The organism is Paraburkholderia susongensis, from assembly GCF_900177725.1.
Classification (GTDB): Bacteria; Pseudomonadota; Gammaproteobacteria; order Burkholderiales; family Burkholderiaceae; genus Paraburkholderia; species Paraburkholderia susongensis.
In genome coordinates this window covers 96459-113573 of the sequence record NZ_FXAT01000018.1, presented here as the reverse complement: position 1 = coordinate 113573, position 17115 = coordinate 96459, and the positions used below count along the sequence as shown (strand labels likewise).

Sequence of the window (17115 nt, the reverse complement as noted above, 5' to 3'; positions counted from 1 at the left end):
GGGCGGGCGAGGGTGCGGTGAGCCGGGGCAACAGGCCGGTATGACGGCTGGGGCATGACGATAACGGATAGCCAGTCGCGTGCCCGGCGTGCACGCGCCACCCCACACTCCACCACACACGCCGCGCCGCCCGCTCCGCTAAACTGCCGGATCGGACCATCATATTGGAGACTGGGATGTCGCCCAGGGATCTGCTGCTCGCGTTGATCGTCGTGCTCGCGTGGGGCGTCAACTTCGTCGTGATAAAGGTGGGCTTGCATGGCGTGCCGCCGATGCTGCTCGGCGCGTTGCGCTTCACGCTCGCCGCGGTGCCCGCGGTGTTTTTCGTCAGGCGGCCGCAGATGCCGTGGCGCTGGCTCTTCGCCTACGGCGCGACGATCTCGTTCGGGCAATTCGCGTTCCTGTTCTCGGCGATGTACGTCGGCATGCCGGCGGGGCTCGCATCGCTGGTGCTGCAGGCGCAGGCGTTTTTCACGCTGATCTTCGCGGCGCTGTTTCTGCAGGAGCGCTTCCGTTTGCCGAACGTCGCGGGTCTGCTGATCGCGGCCGCGGGCCTTGCGGTGATCGGCCTGCAAGGCGGCCACACGATGTCGCTCGCCGGCTTCGTGCTCACGCTGTGCGCGGCGTGCATGTGGGCGCTCGGCAACATCGTCACGAAGAAGGTCGGCAAGGTCGATCTGGTCGGGCTCGTCGTGTGGGGCAGCCTGATTCCGCCGCTGCCGTTTTTCGCGGCGTCGCTCGTGTTCGAGGGGCCGCGGGAAATCGCCGCCGCGCTGACCGGCATCAGCGCGCTGTCGATTTTCGCGATCGTCTATCTCGCCTTTATCGCGACGTTGGTCGGTTATGGCTTGTGGAGCCGCCTGCTGTCGCGCTATCCGGCGAGCCAGGTCGCGCCGTTTTCGCTGCTGGTGCCGATCGTCGGGCTCGCGTCGGCGTCGCTGCTGCTCGGCGAGCAGTTATCCGCGATGCAGGTCGCGGGGGCCTTGCTCGTGATGGCGGGGCTCGCGGTCAATGTGTTCGGCGGCTGGGTCGTGCAGCGGCTCATGCCGGCGCGCTGAGCGCCGGCGGCGCGCCTCGCTCACGTCATGCGGTTCTTCGCGAGCGGCGGGTTCGCCGCGAAATAGCGCTTGATGCCGGTCAGGATCGCGCTCGCCATCCTGTCGCGATACGCGTCGTCGTTCAGGCGTCGCTCTTCGTCCGGATTGCTGATGAACGCGGTCTCGACGAGGATCGACGGAATGTCCGGCGCCTTCAGCACCGCGAAGCCGGCCTGCTCGACCGAGCCCTTGTGCAGCTTGTTGATGTCGCCGATTTCCTTGAGCACGAAATTGCCGTAACGCATCGAGTCGCGAATCTGCGCGGTGGTCGACATGTCGAACAGCGCGCGGTTCACGGTGGCGTCGGCGGATTTGATGTTGATGCCGCCGATCAGATCCGACGAGTTCTCCTTGTTCGCCATCCAGCGCGCGGCCGCGCTCGTCGCGCCATGCTCGGACAGCGCGAACACCGACGAGCCTTTCGCATCGGGTGTCGTGAACGCGTCCGCGTGAATCGACACGAACAGGTCCGCGCCGACGCGGCGCGCCTTTTGCACGCGCACGTTGAGCGGCACGAAGAAGTCGGCGTCGCGCGTCATCATGGAGCGCATGTTCGGTTGCGCGTCGATTTTCGCGCGCAGCTTCTTCGCGATGTCGAGCGCGATGTGTTTCTCGTAAGTGCCCGCGCCGCCGATCGCGCCCGGATCTTCCCCGCCGTGACCGGGGTCGATCGCGACGGTCAGCAGACGCACGGTGTTGCTTCTGCCCGGTTTCGGCGTGCTGAACGCGTAGGCGTCGTCGCTGCCGCCGAGATCGTTGCCGTCGAGGCCGCGCGCGGTGCTGCCGCTGCCATTGCCGCCCTTGTTGCGCGCGATCGCGGCGGGCGGCGCGAGCGGCGCCGACGGTGTGGCCTGCCTACCCGCGATGATCGGCGCAGTGGGCGTCCCCGTGCCATGCGCGGGAGGATGCGGCACGCCGGACGCGCTGCCGCTGCTGTCGTTGCCACCGCCGTTCTGCGCATAGTGCTCGAAGAACGCCTCGCTGTTGTCGGCGGGCGGCGTCGAGCCGGGGCCGCTCAGCGTGGCGGGCGGCGCGCCGTTTTCCGCGTCGAGCGCCTGCTGCTTGCGCTCGGTCTGCGCGAGCAGATCCATGAGCGGATCGGGTGCGACGGCCGGATACAGGTCGAACACGAGCCGGTACTTGTACGTGCCGACCGGCGGCAGCGTGAACACCTGCGGTTTCACCGAACCCTTGAGGTCGAACACCATGCGCACCACGTGCGGCTGATATTGCCCGACCCGCACCGACGAAATTTGCGGATCGTTCGGCGTGATTTTGGAGACGAGATCCTTGAGCTCCTGATCGAGATCGAGGCCGTTCAGATCGACGACGAGCCGGTCCGGTCCCTGCAGCAGTTGCTGCGTGTTCTGCAGCGGCTGATCGGATTCGATCGTCACGCGCGTGTAGTCGCGCGCGGGCCACACGCGCACGCCGAGCACCGAGCTCGCCCACGCGAGGCGCGGCGCGACGAGGCCGAGCACGAGCGTCGACGCGCCCGCCCGCAGAATCTGGCGGCGCCGCCAGTTATGCGTGGCGCCCGCCGCGGATTCGATCGAGTGGAACGGTTTGATCAACATCTTTCGAGACATGCCTTTCCTGATTCGCTATATGCCCGTGCGACGAGTACGCGTGCGTCTCCTTCGCCGTCGAGCGCGAGCGAGAAGACGAGATCCGGTACGCCAAGCAGCGGCCCCACGCGCTGCGGCCATTCGACGAGGCAGATCGCGCCGCTGTCGAAATATTCGCGAAAGCCCGCGTCGGCCCATTCGGCCGGATCGCTGAATCTGTACAGATCGAAGTGATAGAGCGCGAGTTCCCCAGCGGGCCGCTCGAGCACATAAGGTTCGACGAGCGTATAGGTGGGACTGCGCACGCGGCCGGTGTGACCGAGACCGCGCAAGGTTGCGCGCACGAGCGTGGTTTTGCCGGCGCCGAGGTCGCCGATGAGTTGCACCTGCAGGCCGTGGAATGCGTGGCCCCTCGCCGCTTCAGGCTCTTGCGCGGGCTGCTGGTCCTGCGCTGCCTCGCGCACGCTTTCGATCGCCTGTGCGAAACGCTCTCCGAACGCGTGCGTGGCGGCTTCGTCCGCGAGCGCGAAGGAGCGTTCGAGCAGGACGGGAGCGGGCGGCAGGTGCGCGTGATCGGGATTGACAGGCATTCTCGTAAAATAGCGTGATGAACCGAAGTCCGACGTCCTCTGTGTCCTGCATGAGCGCATCGGCCGATGCCGAGCCGACCCCTCGTGATATGCCTCGTTTCGACGAAGCAGCGCTCCGTGCGCTCGCGCTCGACATCAAGACGTGGGGCCGCGAACTGGGCTTCGGGGCGATCGGCATTAGCGACACCGATCTCTGCGCCGCTGAAGCGCCGCTTGCGGCGTGGCTCGAAGCGGGGTGCCACGGCGAGATGGATTATATGGCGAAACACGGCATGAAACGCGCGCGGCCGGCCGAGCTTGTGGCCGGCACGCGACGTGTGATTACCGCGCGCATCGCTTATTTGCCTGCGTCGACGCTTGCCGGGAGCGCACCCGGACGTGCGTGGGAAGAGGCAAGCGAGGGTGCGTACGAGGGTGCGTATGAAGCACCCGAAAGCGTGTCTGGAAGCGCGCCGCAAGACGCGCAGCACACGCCACGCACACGCGACTGGCGCGCGGCCGAGCATGCGCGGCTCGCGGACCCGTCGGCGGCGGTGGTGTCGATCTATGCGCGCGGCCGCGACTATCACAAGGTGATGCGTAATCGTTTGCAACATCTGGCCGAGAAAATCGAAGCGGCGATCGGGCCGTTCGGCTATCGCGTGTTTACCGATTCAGCGCCGGTGCTCGAAGTGGAACTCGCGCAGAAGGCGGGCATCGGCTGGCGCGGCAAGCACACGCTGCTCCTGCAGCGCGATGCCGGGTCGCTGTTTTTTCTCGGCGAAATCTACGTCGACATCCCCCTGCCGACCGATGCGCAAACCTCGCCCGAAGCCGCGCCCGAAACGCCGGGCTCGCATTGCGGCAGTTGCACGCGCTGTCTCGGCGCGTGCCCGACCGGCGCGATCGTCGCGCCTTACAAGGTCGACGCGCGCCGCTGCATCTCCTATCTGACGATCGAACTGAAGGGCAGTATTCCCCTGGACATGCGGCCGCTGATCGGCAATCGTGTCTATGGCTGCGACGATTGCCAGCTCGTGTGTCCATGGAACAAGTTCGCGCAGGCCGCGCCGCTCGCCGATTTCGACGTGCGGCACGGGCTCGATCGCGCGTCGCTCGTCGAGCTGTTCGCGTGGAGCGCGGACGAATTCGACACGCGCATGCAGGGCAGCGCGATTCGCCGCATCGGCTACGAAAGCTGGCTGCGCAATCTCGCGGTGGGTATGGGCAATGCGTTGCGCGCTGCGCCCGGAAGCCTTGGCGATGAGGCTCGCGCGGCGATCGTGCAGGCATTGAGGCAGCGCGCCGGCGACCCTTCGGCCGTCGTGCGCGAGCATGTGGAGTGGGCGCTGGAAGCGGCGTAAAGTAGCGGCAATTCGCGGCGGTTGGGTTGCCTTCGTGGCGCGCGTGCAGGAAGGCGCAGGCACGTCACGTGGCGAACGTGCAATGCGAACCCGCAGCGCAAACCTTCAGCCGCGCGGTAGGGGCGCAGGTAGGGGCGCAGGTAAAGGAGCAGGCAATCATGTTCAACGCAGTGATCGACGCGCCGTTCGGCAAGGTCGGCATCCGCCTCGAGGGCGACGCCGTGCGCGAGATCGTCTATCTGCCGGAATCGACGCGCAATGTCGCGCCCGATACACCGCTCGCGCGCGAAGCCGCCGAGCAGATCGAGCGTTACTTCGAGCGCGCGTCCGCGAAGTTCGAGCTGCCGCTCGCCGAGTGCGGCACCGCGTTCCAGCGGCGCGTGTGGCAGGCAATCAGCGAGATTCCGCCCGGCGTCGTGCTCACCTACGGGCAGCTCGCGAGGCAATTGGGCAGCGTGCCGCGCGCGGTCGGCCAGGCGTGCGGCGCGAATTTCTTTCCGATCGTGATTCCGTGTCACCGCGTCGTGAGTTCGAGCGGCATCGGCGGATTCGCGCATCATGCGGGCGATGGTTTCTTTCGCAACGTGAAGCGCTGGCTGCTCGCGCATGAAGGCGTTCCGTACGCATGAGCACGAGCGTGACGGATACCAGTAAGAAGGCCGGCGACGCGGCGAGCGCGTCGCCGCTTCTGCTCACGAGTTCCGCGTCGATCGATGCATTCTGCGACGCGCTGTGGCTCGAACACGGCCTGTCGCGCAACACGCTCGACGCGTATCGCCGCGACTTGCGACTCTTCTGCGAATGGCTCGCGCACGCGCGCAACGCGTCGCTCGATACCGCGAGCGAAGCCGACCTCACTGCCTACAGCGCAGCGCGCCAGAAAGACAAGGCGACCTCGGCGAACCGGCGGCTCTCGGTGTTTCGCCGTTATTACGCGTGGGCGGTGCGCGAGCATCGCGCGGCGCTCGATCCGACGCTGCGCATCCGCTCGGCGAAACAGCCGCCGCGTTTTCCGTCGACGCTCAGCGAAGCGCAGATCGAAGCGCTGCTCGGCGCACCCGATATCGATACGCCGCTGGGCCTGCGCGATCGCACGATGCTCGAGCTGATGTACGCGAGCGGTCTGCGCGTGACCGAACTCGTCACGCTGAAGACCGTGGAAGTGAGCCTGAACGATGGCGTGGTGCGCGTGACCGGCAAGGGCTCGAAAGAGCGCCTGATTCCGTTCGGCGAAGAGGCGCACGACTGGATCGAACGTTATCTGCGTGACGCGCGCCCAGCGCTGCTCGGCGAGCGCGCGGCGGATGCGCTCTTCGTGACGACCCGTGCGGAAGGCATGACGCGCCAGCAGTTCTGGAACATCATCAAGCGCCACGCGGCGGCGGCTGGCGTGCATGCGCCGTTGTCGCCACATACGCTGCGGCACGCGTTCGCGACGCATCTGCTCAATCACGGCGCGGACCTGCGCGTCGTGCAACTGCTGCTCGGCCACACCGATATTTCGACCACGCAGATCTACACGCACGTCGCGCGCGAGCGGCTGAAGTCGCTGCATGCGCAGCATCATCCGCGCGGGTGATGCGAGCTCGATGCGAGCTCGAGGCGGTTTGACGTGGGCCTGACGCGGGTTCGGTGCGGGTTCGGCGCGCGCTCGACCCAGCCCGCCTGACCAGACTAACCGCCGCACCCGCCGTTTCAGAGGAACTCGCGCAGCCGGTGCTTCAGAATCTTGCCGGTCGATGCAGCCGGCAACGCCGCAAGCACTCTGAGTTCGACCGGCCGTTTGTATGGCGCGAGCCGCTCGCCGCACCACGCGATCAATTCCGCGGGCGTGACCGTCGCGCCGGAAACCAGCTCGACGAACGCGATCACTTCCTCGTTGCCCTCGACCGCGCGCCCAATCACCGCCGACTGCACGACCTGCGGATGCGCGTTCAGCACATGCTCGACTTCGGCCGGATACACATTGAAGCCCGAGCGGATGATGAGCTCCTTGCTGCGCCCGACGATATGCAGCGCGCCATCCGCGTCCTGGCGCGCGAGGTCGCCGGTCTTGAGCCAGCCGTCTTCGGTGACGGCCGCGCGCGTTTGCTCGGGGCTGCGGTAGTAGCCGAGCATCACGTTCGGCCCGCGCACCCACAGTTCGCCGATCTCGCCTTGCGCCGCTTCGATGCCATCGAGCCCGACGAACTTCACCTCGACACCGGGAATGATCTCGCCGACCGAGCAGTCGCCGCGCGGCGCATCGAGCATCGTGTGCGAGACGGTCGGGCTGCTTTCGGTCATCCCGTAGCCGTTGTGCAGCGGCAGACCGTAGACGGCTTCGGCCTGCGCTTTGAGCGCGGCGTCGAGCGGCGAGCCGCCCGAATAGGCGAAGCGCAGTTGCGGCGCGGACCACGCGTGGCCCTGCGTCTGCAGATGTTCGAGCAGCTTCGCGTGCATGGCCGGCACGCCCTGGAAGATCGACACGCGCTCTTCGGCGAGCGCGCGGCGCACCGCTTCCGGCACGAAGCGCGGTGCGAGCCGCAATGTCGCGCCCGCATGCAGGCTGCCGAGGCACACCGACGCGAAACCGTACACGTGCGAAATAGGCAGCACCGCATAGACGACGTCGCCGGGCCCGACCTCGCGCAGCTGGCTCGACACCGCGGCGATGTACAACAGATTGCGGTGCGACAGCATCACGCCCTTCGGCGCGCCGGTGGTGCCGGTCGTGTAGATCAGCGCCGCGCATTGACGGTGGTTCGCGGCTTCCACGGGTTCGGCTTGCACCGTGCTGTCCACCGCATACGACCATGCGCCGATGTCCGGCGCGAGCGCGGGCGCGCTCTGCGCCTCGTGCCGCTGCGCATGCTGGCGCGCGTCGGCGGAGCTTTCCACCGCATAGGCGACGACGCGCGGTTGCGCATGCGCGCGGATCGAGTCGAGTTCGGCTGCGGACAGGCGCGCATTCGACACGAGCGCCCATGCATCGAGCTTCGCGGTTGCGAATAGCAGCACGATCTGCGCGATGCTGTTTTCCGCGACGATCATCACGCGATCGCCGCCGCGCACGCCCCATCCGCGCAGCAGCGCGGCGGTGGCGTCGACGGCTTCCAGCAGTTGCGCGCTGGTCAGGCGGCGCGCATCCTCGATCAGCGCGACGTGCTGCGGATCACGCGCGGCGGCGAGCGCGGCAATCTCGCTGATGCGCGCGGGCAGGGCGGCCAGCAATGCGGGAATGTCGATCGTGGAACGGATGGATGAAGCTGGGCTCATCGCTGCCTCCTGTTATTCGCGAACGATCGTGCCACAATCGCCGGGCCCGCACAATTGGCCGGTCGGCAAATAGCCGTTGTACGAACTCGCCATTACAATGCGCCGATGAGCAAATCCAGACATGTCTCCGAAACGCCTGCCACGCAGCTTTTGCGCCGCCACGGCGTCGCGTTCGGCGAACATCCTTACGACTACGTCGAGCACGGCGGCACCGGCGAATCGGCGCGGCAACTCGGCGTGGACGAACATCATGTCGTGAAGACGCTCGTGATGGAAGACGAGCACGCGAAGCCGCTGATCGTGCTGATGCACGGCGACCGCACCGTGAGCACGAAGAACCTCGCGCGGCAGATCGGCGCGAAGCGCGTCGAGCCGTGCAAGCCCGACGTCGCGAACCGGCACTCGGGTTACCTGATCGGCGGCACGTCGCCGTTCGGCACGCGCAAGCAGATGCCCGTGTACGTCGAGTCGAGCATTCTCGAGATGGACAAAATCTGGCTGAATGGCGGGCGGCGCGGTTTTCTCGTGAGCGTCGAGCCGAAGGTGCTCACGGATCTGCTGGCGGCCAGACCGGTGCAGTGCGCAAGCGTCGATTGACTTTCGGGTTGGTGCCGGCCTGAATACTTTCTTCGCGGATGTGTTCGGTAGAATGTGCGCCGCCCTGTTTCGAGTGGCGTGCCCTGAGGCGGTTGGGGTGTCGAGTGTCAGACCGCGATTCCTATAAGAGTCCCACATGCAAAATGTGATCGTTGCTATCGTTGCCTATCTGGTCGGTTCGCTCTCGTTCGCGGTGATCGTGAGCGCCGCGATGGGTCTCGACGATCCGCGTTCGTACGGCTCGGGCAACCCGGGCGCCACCAACGTGCTGCGCAGCGGCAGCAAGAAGGCGGCGATTCTCACGCTGATCGGCGACGCCTTCAAGGGCTGGCTGCCGGTGTGGCTGGTCGTGCATTTCGGCGCGCGTTACGGGCTCGACGACAGGTCGGTGGCGATTGCGTCGCTTGCCGTGTTTCTCGGCCACCTGTATCCGGTTTTCTTCCGCTTCAAGGGCGGCAAGGGTGTCGCGACCGCCGCGGGCGTGCTGCTCGCCATCAACCCGACGCTTGGCGTCGCCACGCTGCTGACCTGGATCATCGTTGCGTTCTTTACGCGCTATTCGTCGCTGGCGGCGCTGTGCGCCGCCGTGTTCGCGCCGCTCTTTTACGTGTTCCTGTTCGGGCCGCGCATCATCGCGCTGGCGGTTCTCGTGATGAGCGCGCTGCTCGTGTGGCGCCATCGCGGCAACATTGCGAAGCTGATGCGCGGGCAGGAGAGCCGTATCGGCGACAAGAAGAAGGCGGCGAGTCCGGCTGCGGGCAACGATCTTTGAGGCAGGGCTGCAGGGCAGGAGCGGCTGAAGTGGCCGGAGTCGTGTGCGGCGAGCACGTTGCGTCTCGACGCCGGTTTCGGCGCGGATGGCCGATGCAAGGCATCCCGACGCCGCGGCGGCTGCCGTCCGGGCTTTAGCGCGAGGCTCGTTGCCAGCCTCGCGCGCATCTCGCCGCTTAGTCTCGCCGCTTAATCGCGGAAGTTGTTGAAGTCGAGCGGCGTATCGGTCACGTCCTTGCGCAGCAGCGCGATCACGCTTTGCAGATCGTCGCGCTTGCCGCCGGTCACACGCACCGCGTCGCCTTGAATGCTCGCCTGAACCTTGATCTTGCTGTCCTTCACGAGGCGTACGATTTTTTTCGACAGGTCGCCGGATACGCCCTTCTTGATCTTGATGACCTGCTTGACCTTGTCGCCGCCGATCTTCTCGATCTTGCCGTAGTCGAGGAAGCGCACGTCGACGTTGCGCTTCGCCATTTTCGACAGCAGCACGTCTTTCACCTGGCCGAGCTTGAAGTCGTCGTCGGCATATGCGGTGAGTTCGTTTTCCTTGTGCTCGACGCGCGCATCGGACCCCTTGAAGTCGAAGCGCGTGGAAATTTCCTTGTTGGACTGCTCGATCGCGTTCTTGACTTCGATCATGTTCGCTTCGCAGACGACGTCAAACGATGGCATTGCATTCTCCCAATAGTGCGGCGATGCGTGACGCGGCCGGTCGGCTGCTCACGGTGCACTCGCTATAATCACGGACCGGACGTCATTTTACCGACGCCACTCCCTTTTGCCCAAGGCTGTCGCGCAGCGTCGCGAGATGGCCGATCCGGCCAGGGGGCGCTACTTTGTCGTCATGCGACGTTTCCCTGTTCTCGTTCCGATGTCCCAATCCGATTCCGCCGCCGCTTCCACCTCCGCTTGCGCCGCTCTTTTCGCCGGCTATCCGTTGAAGGCGCACAACACCTTCGGCTTCGACGTGCGCGCGCAGCTTGCGTGCCTGATCGAGCATGAAGAGCAGTTGCTGGCTGCGGTGCGCGATCCGCGCGTTGCCGGCCTGCCGCGCCTCGTGCTTGGCGGCGGCAGCAACGTCGTGCTGACCGGCGACTTCGCCGGGCTCGTGCTGCTGGTCGCGCTGCGCGGCCGGCGCGTCGTGCGCGAGGATCAGGACGCGTGGTATGTCGAAGCAGCCGGCGGCGAGCCGTGGCACGAGTTCGTCGCGTGGACGTTGGCGCAGGGGCTGCCTGGCCTCGAGAACCTCGCGCTGATTCCGGGCACGGTCGGCGCGGCGCCGATCCAGAACATCGGCGCCTACGGGCTGGAGATGTGCGAGCGTTTCGCGTCGTTGCGGGCAATCGAGCTCTCGACGGGCGAGGCGGTCGAACTCGACGCGCAGGCGTGCCGCTTCGGTTACCGCGACAGTTTCTTCAAGCAGGAAGGGCGCGGGCGTTTCGTGATTACGTCGGTGACGTTCCGTTTGCCGAAGGCGTGGCAACCGCGCGCCGGCTATGCGGATCTGGCGCGCGAGCTGGCGGCGCAAGGTCATGCGGGAAGCGCCGGTAAGGCCGACGGCGCGGGCCTGCAGCCGACCGCGCAGGCCATCTTCGATGCGGTGGTCGCCGTGCGGCGCGCAAAGCTGCCCGATCCGCTGGAGCTCGGCAACGCGGGGAGCTTCTTCAAGAATCCGGTGATCGAGGCGGCGCAGTTCGATGCGCTGAAGCGCCGCGAGCCGGATGTCGTGTCTTATCCTCAGCCGGATGGCCGCGTGAAGCTTGCCGCGGGCTGGCTGATCGACCGGTGCGGCTGGAAGGGGCATGCGATGGGCGCGGCGGCCGTACATGACCGGCAGGCGCTCGTGCTTGTCAATCGCGGCGGCGCGAGCGGTGCGGAAGTGCTGGCGCTTGCGCAGGCGATTCAGCGTGACGTGCTGGAAAAGTTTGGTGTGGAGTTGGAGTCCGAGCCGGTTTGCCTGTAACGCGCGGCTGCGGTATTTGCCGGAGCGGGAACGGTAGAAATGGAAAAGGCGCCGGGAGTTTTCTCCCTGCGCCTTTTTACATTCCGTCCGTGACTGTGCTGCTGCGTGGGCGTTTGTGCTCCTGAAGCGTTGCATTGTTGCGCCGGCGCGCACACCTTGCCTCGTATTCAAAATGCCCCGTCGCGTTCCCCGCGGGCGCCTCGCGAGTCGCTCGGCGGCCTGGCTCAGTGGTTGAGCTTGCCGAGCAGCAGGAATTCCATCAACGCCTTTTGCACGTGCAGACGGTTTTCGGCTTCGTCCCACACGACGCTTTGCGGGCCGTCGATCACTTCCGCGCTGACTTCCTCGCCGCGGTGCGCGGGCAGGCAGTGCATGAAGAGCGCGTCGGGATTGGCGCGCGCCATCATCTCGGCGTCGACGCACCAGTCCGCGAAGGCCTTCTTGCGCGCTTCGTTTTCGGCCTCGAAGCCCATGCTGGTCCAGACGTCGGTGGTGACGAGATCGGCGCCGGCGCAGGCCTCGTTCGGGTGGTCGAATTCCTCGTAGAACGGCGCGCTTTCCGCGGCGACCAGCGCGCGGTCGAGCTTGTAGCCGGGCGGCGTGGAGAGGCGCAGCTTGAAGCCGAGAATCTGCGCGGCTTCGATCCACGTGTAGAGCATGTTGTTCGCGTCGCCGACCCATGCGACCGTCTTGCCGCGGATCGGGCCGCGATGTTCGAAGTACGTGAAGATGTCCGCGAGCACCTGGCACGGGTGATATTCGTTGGTAAGCCCATTGATGACCGGCACGCGCGAATTTTCGGCAAAGCGCTGGATGATGTCCTGCCCGAACGTGCGGATCATGATGATGTCGACCATGCGCGAAATGACCTGCGCAGCGTCTTCGATCGGCTCGCCGCGGCCGAGCTGCGTGTCGCGCGTGCTCATGAACACGGCGTGGCCGCCCAACTGGAAGATGCCGGCTTCGAACGACAGGCGCGTACGCGTCGAATTCTTTTCGAAGATCATCGCCAGCGTGCGGTCATGCAGCGGGTGATAGGTCTCGTAGTTCTTGAATTTGCGTTTCAGAATGCGCGCGCGTTCCAGCACGTACTCGTAGTCTTCGAGCGATAAATCCTTGAACTGCAGGTAGTGGCGAATTTTCTTGGCGGTCATGAAACAAATACGGCGGTCTCACCCGGCAGGGTTGCCGGACTGCGCCGCCGTCGTTTGTGGTGGAGGGTAGCCCCCCTTCCTTACGGAAGAGGAGCCCCCTTGGAACCGGACTTGCGACTTTCACCGCATCCGGCTCGAGCCTATTGACGAAGCTCTCCTATTGGAGAACCGGCTTAGTTACAACAACATTCAGGTTATGCACTTGCTGGTGGCAATGCGGGTGCAAGAGAGCACGGTTAGACAGCGCGTCCGAGCCGCCATACATCCGGTATTCCAGATGATGATCATGCCAACCCGTTTCCTCTGTCAACTCCGTACCGCACAGCGCACACAAACCACCTTGAGACATATACAGCGTAACCCATTCGCGCCGGTACGACATGGATTGTTCCAGCCGCGCCTGTCGAAGTTGCTCGCCGTACTGTTCCCATTGCGGGTCGAAAGGATTGTATGCTCCCTTGACCTTCTTGTGCCGCTGAATCGGAGTACCGGTGATCTGGTACAGCTCCAGTAAGCCCTTACTGCCGTCGTCTTTCACCACGGGAGCGGCGAACACCCAATTCCGCGCCCCAACCGAATGGAAGTATTTCTTCCTGATCCAGTCGCGGCTCTTCTGTGGATGTCGCCGTTTCGACCACCGCCAGAGTCTCTGAAAAATCAGGTACTCCATGCGGCTGTACGTCGCCTTGGCCACCACGGGGCGGTGATACTGCGCCCAACCACGTAGCATCGGGTTCAGCAAGCGAATCAACTCCTCTTGCTTTACCGTCTTGTTGCCGCTAATCACTTCCACCACCTTGCGATAGAACGCTTGCGCGTTTTTCTTGCTCGGCTTGATGAGTAACGTTCCGCGATATTTGCGGAAATGCCACCCAAGGAAGTCGAAACCGTGGTCAATATGCACGATTCGCGTCTTCTCCTCGGACAATTGCAGCCCTCGTACAGCAAGGAATGCTTCGACCCAAGGTTGGACTTCAGTTTCCAGCACGTCTTTTGACACGCCGGTTATCACAAAGTCATCCGCGTACCGTACAACATTGATTTTCAGCTTCTTAACCTTCGCGAGTCCGAACTTTGCACCGAGGTGCGCTATCAGTTCTCGTTCCAGGCCATTTAGCGTCACATTGGCCAACGTTGGGGAAATGATACCCCCCTGCGGCGTACCGGCTTCCGTCGCCTGAAGCTGACCTTTGTAAATCAAGCCAGCTTTCAGCCATTTCCGGAGGATCGCCCTGTCCATCGGGACATGGTTTTCCAACCAGTCATGGTTGATATGGTCAAAGCAGCCTTTAATATCCGCCTCCAGAATCCAAGTTGCCGAAACCTTCTTGGACGTAGAGAGGAATATTTGGGCCATAGCATCAGCCGTCGAACGATTCTTCCGAAAGCCATAAGAATTCGGATCGCTCGTTGACTCTGCCACTGGCTCCAAAGCGAGCAAGTACAGAGCCTGCATCGCTCTGTCCAGCATGGTCGGGATGCCCAACGGGCGCATCTTCCCATTCGCCTTGGGGATAAAGACCCTCCGTAATGGCAGAGGTCTATATCCGCGCCGCCTCAACTTGCCGACGGCGAGCCATCGGCTTTCAGGCGTGTCCCATAGCTCACGATCGACTCCAGCCGTTCGCTTACCTTGGTTTTGCGTAACGCGTCGTATCGCCCATACCTTGGCGGACAACGTGCGGGTTAGCATCCGTTGCAGTGCCTTCACTCTGCGCCAGTTGCCTTCCTGCGTAGCCTTCGCAATTCGAATCTGCATCCCTCTCACGTTCCGTTCAACTCGTCGCCAGTCTATGGCGTACCAGTTGTCCAGTGCGTGGGAAAGCGCAGATCCATCCTTACGGATCGATACTTTCATGCTGCTCTCCTTCTCGAAAAAAAAATTCCCGAGCAGGAGAACGAAGTTGTCCCCTTGCGGGAGCCAATTTCGCTCCCGCAAGGGAATCCAGATAAATTGTCGGTGTACTGCACCCGACGATAGTTCGAGTCAAAGGGTAGTCAGCCGTCCTGCGACGGTAGACCAGACGGAAGTCTGCCCGCTTTCGCGTGAGGTAATGTCTCAACCCCTATCCGAACCATTACAGTCCGACATTCGCTTTTTCCGTCCTCCCATACCTGCATGGCCAACAGTGTTCCTTGCGGTTCACCTGCCAGAGACGTTCGTCCCGGGCAGTCATACAGGCTTACCACGTTCCCTATCTGTCACACGACTGGTTTAGGGCCTGCCTATTCCCCGGTGATTGTAACGACGACGTAACCCGACGAGTCAGCGAGTTAGCCAATCACGTACCCTTTGGTCAGTGCCAGTAGCAGCTTCGGCACAACGCATGCTTACGAGGTTTATCAGCAGTTCACATATGTTGCCCATGCCAGCCAGCCTAGCTCCTCAACCCCCTTGCTGCTGGGAGTCTCCAAGGCTATACCTCACGGTTTCGCCTTGCCCGGTACCGGGGGCTACGTTGTCAGGAGAGCTTCACACCTCACCGTTGCCAGTGACGCATGTCTCCGTAGGCTACTGCTAGTCGTATAGCAGGTTCGCTGCCTACCAATGGATACAGCCGGTAGGTTGAACAATGACAGACAGAGCTTTCGCTCGCGTCGTACATGAAATGACGGACAGTTTTACCCGATGAAATGCTTCGCCAAGCCAGCAGCCACCACACTCGCAACCGCTAAGCCACCAACGAACCAACGAAGGTCGTCGAGTCTTTTAGCAATGCGACGGAGGTCAGCTCTCATCCCGACAAACCCATCCACGATGGATGTGATATCGCGACGGACTGCATTTACACCGTACTGATCCCGCTTTTTCATGCGACCACTTGATAGGGACAGTAGACTGTCCCAAAGGAACCCCGAACCGGCGAACCGATCCCACGGCCTATATGTAGACGCAATGCAATGTCTACCAAGGGGCCGAGCCGTGACTTACTACGGGCGCTGAGATTGTTTAAGGAAAGCTCAGCCTTTCCAAAGGCTTGATTTTTAGAGAGGTTGTCTCCTCTACACGACTACTGCGAGCGTCGTGTCGCACAACTCAATCCAGCATAAAGGATTTCGTCCTGTTTGACGAGTCGGCGAAAAGACGGAGAAAGCCGTCCGAAAGCGTCGCGAAGGCATCGGCGCGCGCTTGTGTGCGCTGCGGGAAAAGGTCCGCTGCGCTATAATCTCAGGGTTATCCCAAGCCCGGCGGACCAGCGTTTCGCATACGGAAACGCGGCTCGCATGGTGCGGAAAGTCTGTCACGGCCTGGCCGTCATGGCAGGCGCCAGGGCGGTTCAGCCGGTTCCCAGCAGCGGTTCTCGTCGTTCGGTTCGTCATTGTTGCGTTAGCGCCAGCTTATGTCGCGGGCGGTCGCAAGCGCTTGCCGTGCATGCCGCGGCTGCGGCGAGTCCGGGCCACGGCCGGCATGGCGCTGGCTTGCCGTCATTCCGCAGGGCAGTCACACAGGTATTCCTACATGGCCGAAGCAGCTCCAATCGAATATTTCATTCAAGGCATCACGTCGACCGGGAAAAAGTTTCGGCCGAGCGATTGGTCGGAGCGGCTCGCGGGCGTGATGTCGTGCTTCGGGCCCGGTGTGAGGAAGGGCCCGAACGCCTATATGCAGTACTCGCTGTACGTCCGGCCGACCATGATCGGCGACCTCAAATGCGTCATTCTCGATTCGCGTTTGCGTGACATCGAACCAATGGCCTTCGATTTCGTGCTCAACTTCGCAAAAGACAACGACCTCGTCGTGACCGAGGCGTGCGAATTGCAGCTCGATCATCACGACACGGAGTCTGCGGCCCAAAATACGCGCTAATCAGGCGCAACGGGCCGAGTATGAAGAAAAACCGCCAGTGGCGGTTTTTTTGTCGCTCAAGCCATGCATGGTTCAGGTTTCACGACTCGAGCGTTGGGCTGGATAGCCGGCGAGGCGCGGCGCAACCGTGGCGGGAGCGGTGAGCCGAAAACAAAGAAGCCCGCCAAAGCGGGCTTCTCGTGCAGCGGAAACAGGAGGTGGCCCGCCGAAGCGGGCCGACCGGAATTACTGCGCGGCGGGCGCTTGCAGACCCTTGATGGCTGCAGCGAGGCGGCTCTTATGGCGAGCAGCCTTGTTCTTGTGAATGATGTTCTTGTCGGCGATGATGTCGATGGTCTTCGACGATGCCTTGAAGATTTCAGCGGCCTTGGCCTGCTCGCCTGCGTCGATTGCCTTGCGGACAGCCTTGATAGCCGTGCGGAACTTCGAGCGCAGTGCCGAGTTGTGCGAGTTTGCCTTGGCGGCCTGGCGGGCGCGCTTGCGTGCTTGTGCGGAGTTAGCCATGACGGTTCCTTATCCTGTTCCTGTTTCCAGTACCCGCCCTTCAGGAGGCGAGGTGCTGCTTCTCGATCCGAACCCTTGGAAGCGATTGCCCAAGGGCGCAAAAAAGTGTCGAAAAAATCGATCGAACTACGCGAAGGCGGGCCCGTATTCCCGGTTGTTGGATGTATTGACAGGTGGCGAAGCACCGACCTGAGAATCTCGTCCAAAAACCGTTCGAAAACCGAGCGAGCTTCGAAACCGACGATTATAGCAACAAAATCAGGCACGTGGCAACGGCGATGCGTGACAACGCAACACCAGCGCCGCGGCGCCATACCGGGAACCCGTAGTCCGGGCTTGGTTGCGCCGCAGTGCCAACAGGGGAGGGGGCCAGAGCGGGGCCAGAGCGCGTGGGGCGCATGCGCGAAGTCTGGGCACGAAACCCGGTCGCGAGAGAAAAGGGAATCAAACCCGCCCACC

General features: G+C 63.4%; 16 protein-coding genes. 9 read left to right on the top strand and 7 right to left on the bottom strand.

The window, feature by feature from the left end:
• The first annotated feature begins 176 nt into the window (after positions 1–176).
• Positions 177–1058 (top strand): EamA family transporter, encoded by an 882-nt coding sequence (locus B9Z01_RS32325; RefSeq protein ID WP_085489611.1) that lies wholly within the window; start codon positions 177–179, stop codon positions 1056–1058.
• Positions 1059–1078: 20 nt separating this feature from the next.
• Here the strand turns inward: B9Z01_RS32325 and B9Z01_RS32320 are convergent, their stop codons facing one another.
• Complete coding sequence (locus tag B9Z01_RS32320; protein WP_085489610.1) at positions 1079–2686, bottom strand: N-acetylmuramoyl-L-alanine amidase; 1608 nt, start codon at positions 2684–2686, stop codon at positions 1079–1081.
• The gene (gene tsaE, locus B9Z01_RS32315) at positions 2668–3255 is read right to left on the bottom strand and encodes a tRNA (adenosine(37)-N6)-threonylcarbamoyltransferase complex ATPase subunit type 1 TsaE (RefSeq protein WP_085489609.1); all 588 of its coding nucleotides are present in this window, start codon (positions 3253–3255) and stop codon (positions 2668–2670) included. Before tsaE ends, B9Z01_RS32320 begins: the two co-directional genes overlap by 19 nt.
• A gap of 17 nt (positions 3256–3272) precedes the next feature.
• On the opposite strand from tsaE, the gene queG reads away from it, so the two are divergent.
• From queG to xerD, 3 genes are all read left to right on the top strand, one after another.
• Positions 3273–4598, top strand: a complete 1326-nt coding sequence (queG, locus tag B9Z01_RS32310) for a tRNA epoxyqueuosine(34) reductase QueG (protein WP_085489608.1) — start codon at positions 3273–3275, stop codon at positions 4596–4598.
• Positions 4599–4756: 158 nt separating this feature from the next.
• On the top strand, positions 4757–5227 hold the full coding sequence (locus tag B9Z01_RS32305; RefSeq protein ID WP_085489607.1) for a methylated-DNA--[protein]-cysteine S-methyltransferase: 471 nt from the start codon (positions 4757–4759) through the stop codon (positions 5225–5227).
• Positions 5224–6177: a site-specific tyrosine recombinase XerD gene (gene xerD / locus B9Z01_RS32300; RefSeq protein ID WP_085489606.1), complete on the top strand. Its 954-nt coding sequence runs from the start codon at positions 5224–5226 to the stop codon at positions 6175–6177. The genes B9Z01_RS32305 and xerD overlap by 4 nt, the downstream gene beginning before the upstream one ends.
• Positions 6178–6293: 116 nt before the next feature.
• On the opposite strand, the gene B9Z01_RS32295 is transcribed toward xerD, so the two are convergent.
• The gene (locus tag B9Z01_RS32295) at positions 6294–7856 is read right to left on the bottom strand and encodes a class I adenylate-forming enzyme family protein (protein WP_085489605.1); all 1563 of its coding nucleotides are present in this window, start codon (positions 7854–7856) and stop codon (positions 6294–6296) included.
• 105 nt (positions 7857–7961) lie between these two features.
• Here B9Z01_RS32295 and ybaK point away from each other — a divergent pair, with 105 nt between their 5' ends.
• On the top strand, positions 7962–8453 hold the full coding sequence (ybaK, locus tag B9Z01_RS32290; RefSeq protein ID WP_085489604.1) for a Cys-tRNA(Pro) deacylase: 492 nt from the start codon (positions 7962–7964) through the stop codon (positions 8451–8453).
• A gap of 136 nt (positions 8454–8589) precedes the next feature.
• A complete protein-coding gene (gene plsY / locus B9Z01_RS32285) occupies positions 8590–9225 on the top strand; it encodes a glycerol-3-phosphate 1-O-acyltransferase PlsY (protein WP_085489603.1) in 636 nt (211 codons plus the stop codon).
• Positions 9226–9413: 188 nt separating this feature from the next.
• On the opposite strand, the gene B9Z01_RS32280 is transcribed toward plsY, so the two are convergent.
• Positions 9414–9899 carry a YajQ family cyclic di-GMP-binding protein gene (locus B9Z01_RS32280; protein ID WP_085489602.1) on the bottom strand — a complete coding sequence of 162 codons (486 nt, stop codon included), beginning with the start codon at positions 9897–9899 and terminating at the stop codon, positions 9414–9416.
• A 199-nt stretch (positions 9900–10098) separates the two neighbouring features.
• Between B9Z01_RS32280 and murB the strand changes: the two genes are divergently transcribed.
• On the top strand, positions 10099–11190 hold the full coding sequence (gene murB / locus B9Z01_RS32275; RefSeq protein WP_085489601.1) for a UDP-N-acetylmuramate dehydrogenase: 1092 nt from the start codon (positions 10099–10101) through the stop codon (positions 11188–11190).
• Positions 11191–11414: 224 nt separating this feature from the next.
• Here the strand turns inward: murB and argF are convergent, their stop codons facing one another.
• On the bottom strand, positions 11415–12344 hold the full coding sequence (gene argF / locus B9Z01_RS32270; protein WP_085489600.1) for an ornithine carbamoyltransferase: 930 nt from the start codon (positions 12342–12344) through the stop codon (positions 11415–11417).
• 157 nt (positions 12345–12501) lie between these two features.
• Positions 12502–14202 carry a group II intron reverse transcriptase/maturase gene (gene ltrA / locus B9Z01_RS32265; protein WP_085489642.1) on the bottom strand — a complete coding sequence of 567 codons (1701 nt, stop codon included), beginning with the start codon at positions 14200–14202 and terminating at the stop codon, positions 12502–12504.
• Between the two features lie 1602 nt (positions 14203–15804).
• On the opposite strand from ltrA, the gene B9Z01_RS32260 reads away from it, so the two are divergent.
• Positions 15805–16152: a DUF3579 domain-containing protein gene (locus B9Z01_RS32260; RefSeq protein ID WP_085489599.1), complete on the top strand. Its 348-nt coding sequence runs from the start codon at positions 15805–15807 to the stop codon at positions 16150–16152.
• Positions 16153–16377: 225 nt separating this feature from the next.
• Here B9Z01_RS32260 and rpsT read toward each other — a convergent pair whose 3' ends face one another.
• Positions 16378–16656: a 30S ribosomal protein S20 gene (rpsT, locus tag B9Z01_RS32255; RefSeq protein ID WP_085489598.1), complete on the bottom strand. Its 279-nt coding sequence runs from the start codon at positions 16654–16656 to the stop codon at positions 16378–16380.
• On the opposite strand from rpsT, the gene B9Z01_RS35225 reads away from it, so the two are divergent.
• Complete coding sequence (locus B9Z01_RS35225) at positions 16655–16849, top strand: hypothetical protein (protein ID WP_143809122.1); 195 nt, start codon at positions 16655–16657, stop codon at positions 16847–16849. The two genes, rpsT and B9Z01_RS35225, sit on opposite strands and share 2 nt — an antisense overlap.
• The last annotated feature ends 266 nt before the right edge of the window (positions 16850–17115 follow it).

Bases quoted from the DNA above. Each gene is read 5' to 3' on its own strand.
- ltrA (WP_085489642.1), bottom strand. From the start codon at position 14,202: ATGAAAGTATCGATCCGTAAGGATGGATCTGCGCTTTCCCACGCACTG.
- queG (WP_085489608.1), top strand. From the start codon at position 3,273: ATGAACCGAAGTCCGACGTCCTCTGTGTCCTGCATGAGCGCATCGGCC.
- xerD (WP_085489606.1), top strand. From the start codon at position 5,224: ATGAGCACGAGCGTGACGGATACCAGTAAGAAGGCCGGCGACGCGGCG.
- ybaK (WP_085489604.1), top strand. From the start codon at position 7,962: ATGAGCAAATCCAGACATGTCTCCGAAACGCCTGCCACGCAGCTTTTG.
- murB (WP_085489601.1), top strand. From the start codon at position 10,099: ATGTCCCAATCCGATTCCGCCGCCGCTTCCACCTCCGCTTGCGCCGCT.
- argF (WP_085489600.1), bottom strand. From the start codon at position 12,344: ATGACCGCCAAGAAAATTCGCCACTACCTGCAGTTCAAGGATTTATCG.
- tsaE (WP_085489609.1), bottom strand. From the start codon at position 3,255: ATGCCTGTCAATCCCGATCACGCGCACCTGCCGCCCGCTCCCGTCCTG.
- plsY (WP_085489603.1), top strand. From the start codon at position 8,590: ATGCAAAATGTGATCGTTGCTATCGTTGCCTATCTGGTCGGTTCGCTC.
- B9Z01_RS32280 (WP_085489602.1), bottom strand. From the start codon at position 9,899: ATGCCATCGTTTGACGTCGTCTGCGAAGCGAACATGATCGAAGTCAAG.
- B9Z01_RS32305 (WP_085489607.1), top strand. From the start codon at position 4,757: ATGTTCAACGCAGTGATCGACGCGCCGTTCGGCAAGGTCGGCATCCGC.
- B9Z01_RS32325 (WP_085489611.1), top strand. From the start codon at position 177: ATGTCGCCCAGGGATCTGCTGCTCGCGTTGATCGTCGTGCTCGCGTGG.
- B9Z01_RS32320 (WP_085489610.1), bottom strand. From the start codon at position 2,686: ATGTCTCGAAAGATGTTGATCAAACCGTTCCACTCGATCGAATCCGCG.
- B9Z01_RS32295 (WP_085489605.1), bottom strand. From the start codon at position 7,856: ATGAGCCCAGCTTCATCCATCCGTTCCACGATCGACATTCCCGCATTG.
- B9Z01_RS35225 (WP_143809122.1), top strand. From the start codon at position 16,655: ATGACGGTTCCTTATCCTGTTCCTGTTTCCAGTACCCGCCCTTCAGGA.
- rpsT (WP_085489598.1), bottom strand. From the start codon at position 16,656: ATGGCTAACTCCGCACAAGCACGCAAGCGCGCCCGCCAGGCCGCCAAG.
- B9Z01_RS32260 (WP_085489599.1), top strand. From the start codon at position 15,805: ATGGCCGAAGCAGCTCCAATCGAATATTTCATTCAAGGCATCACGTCG.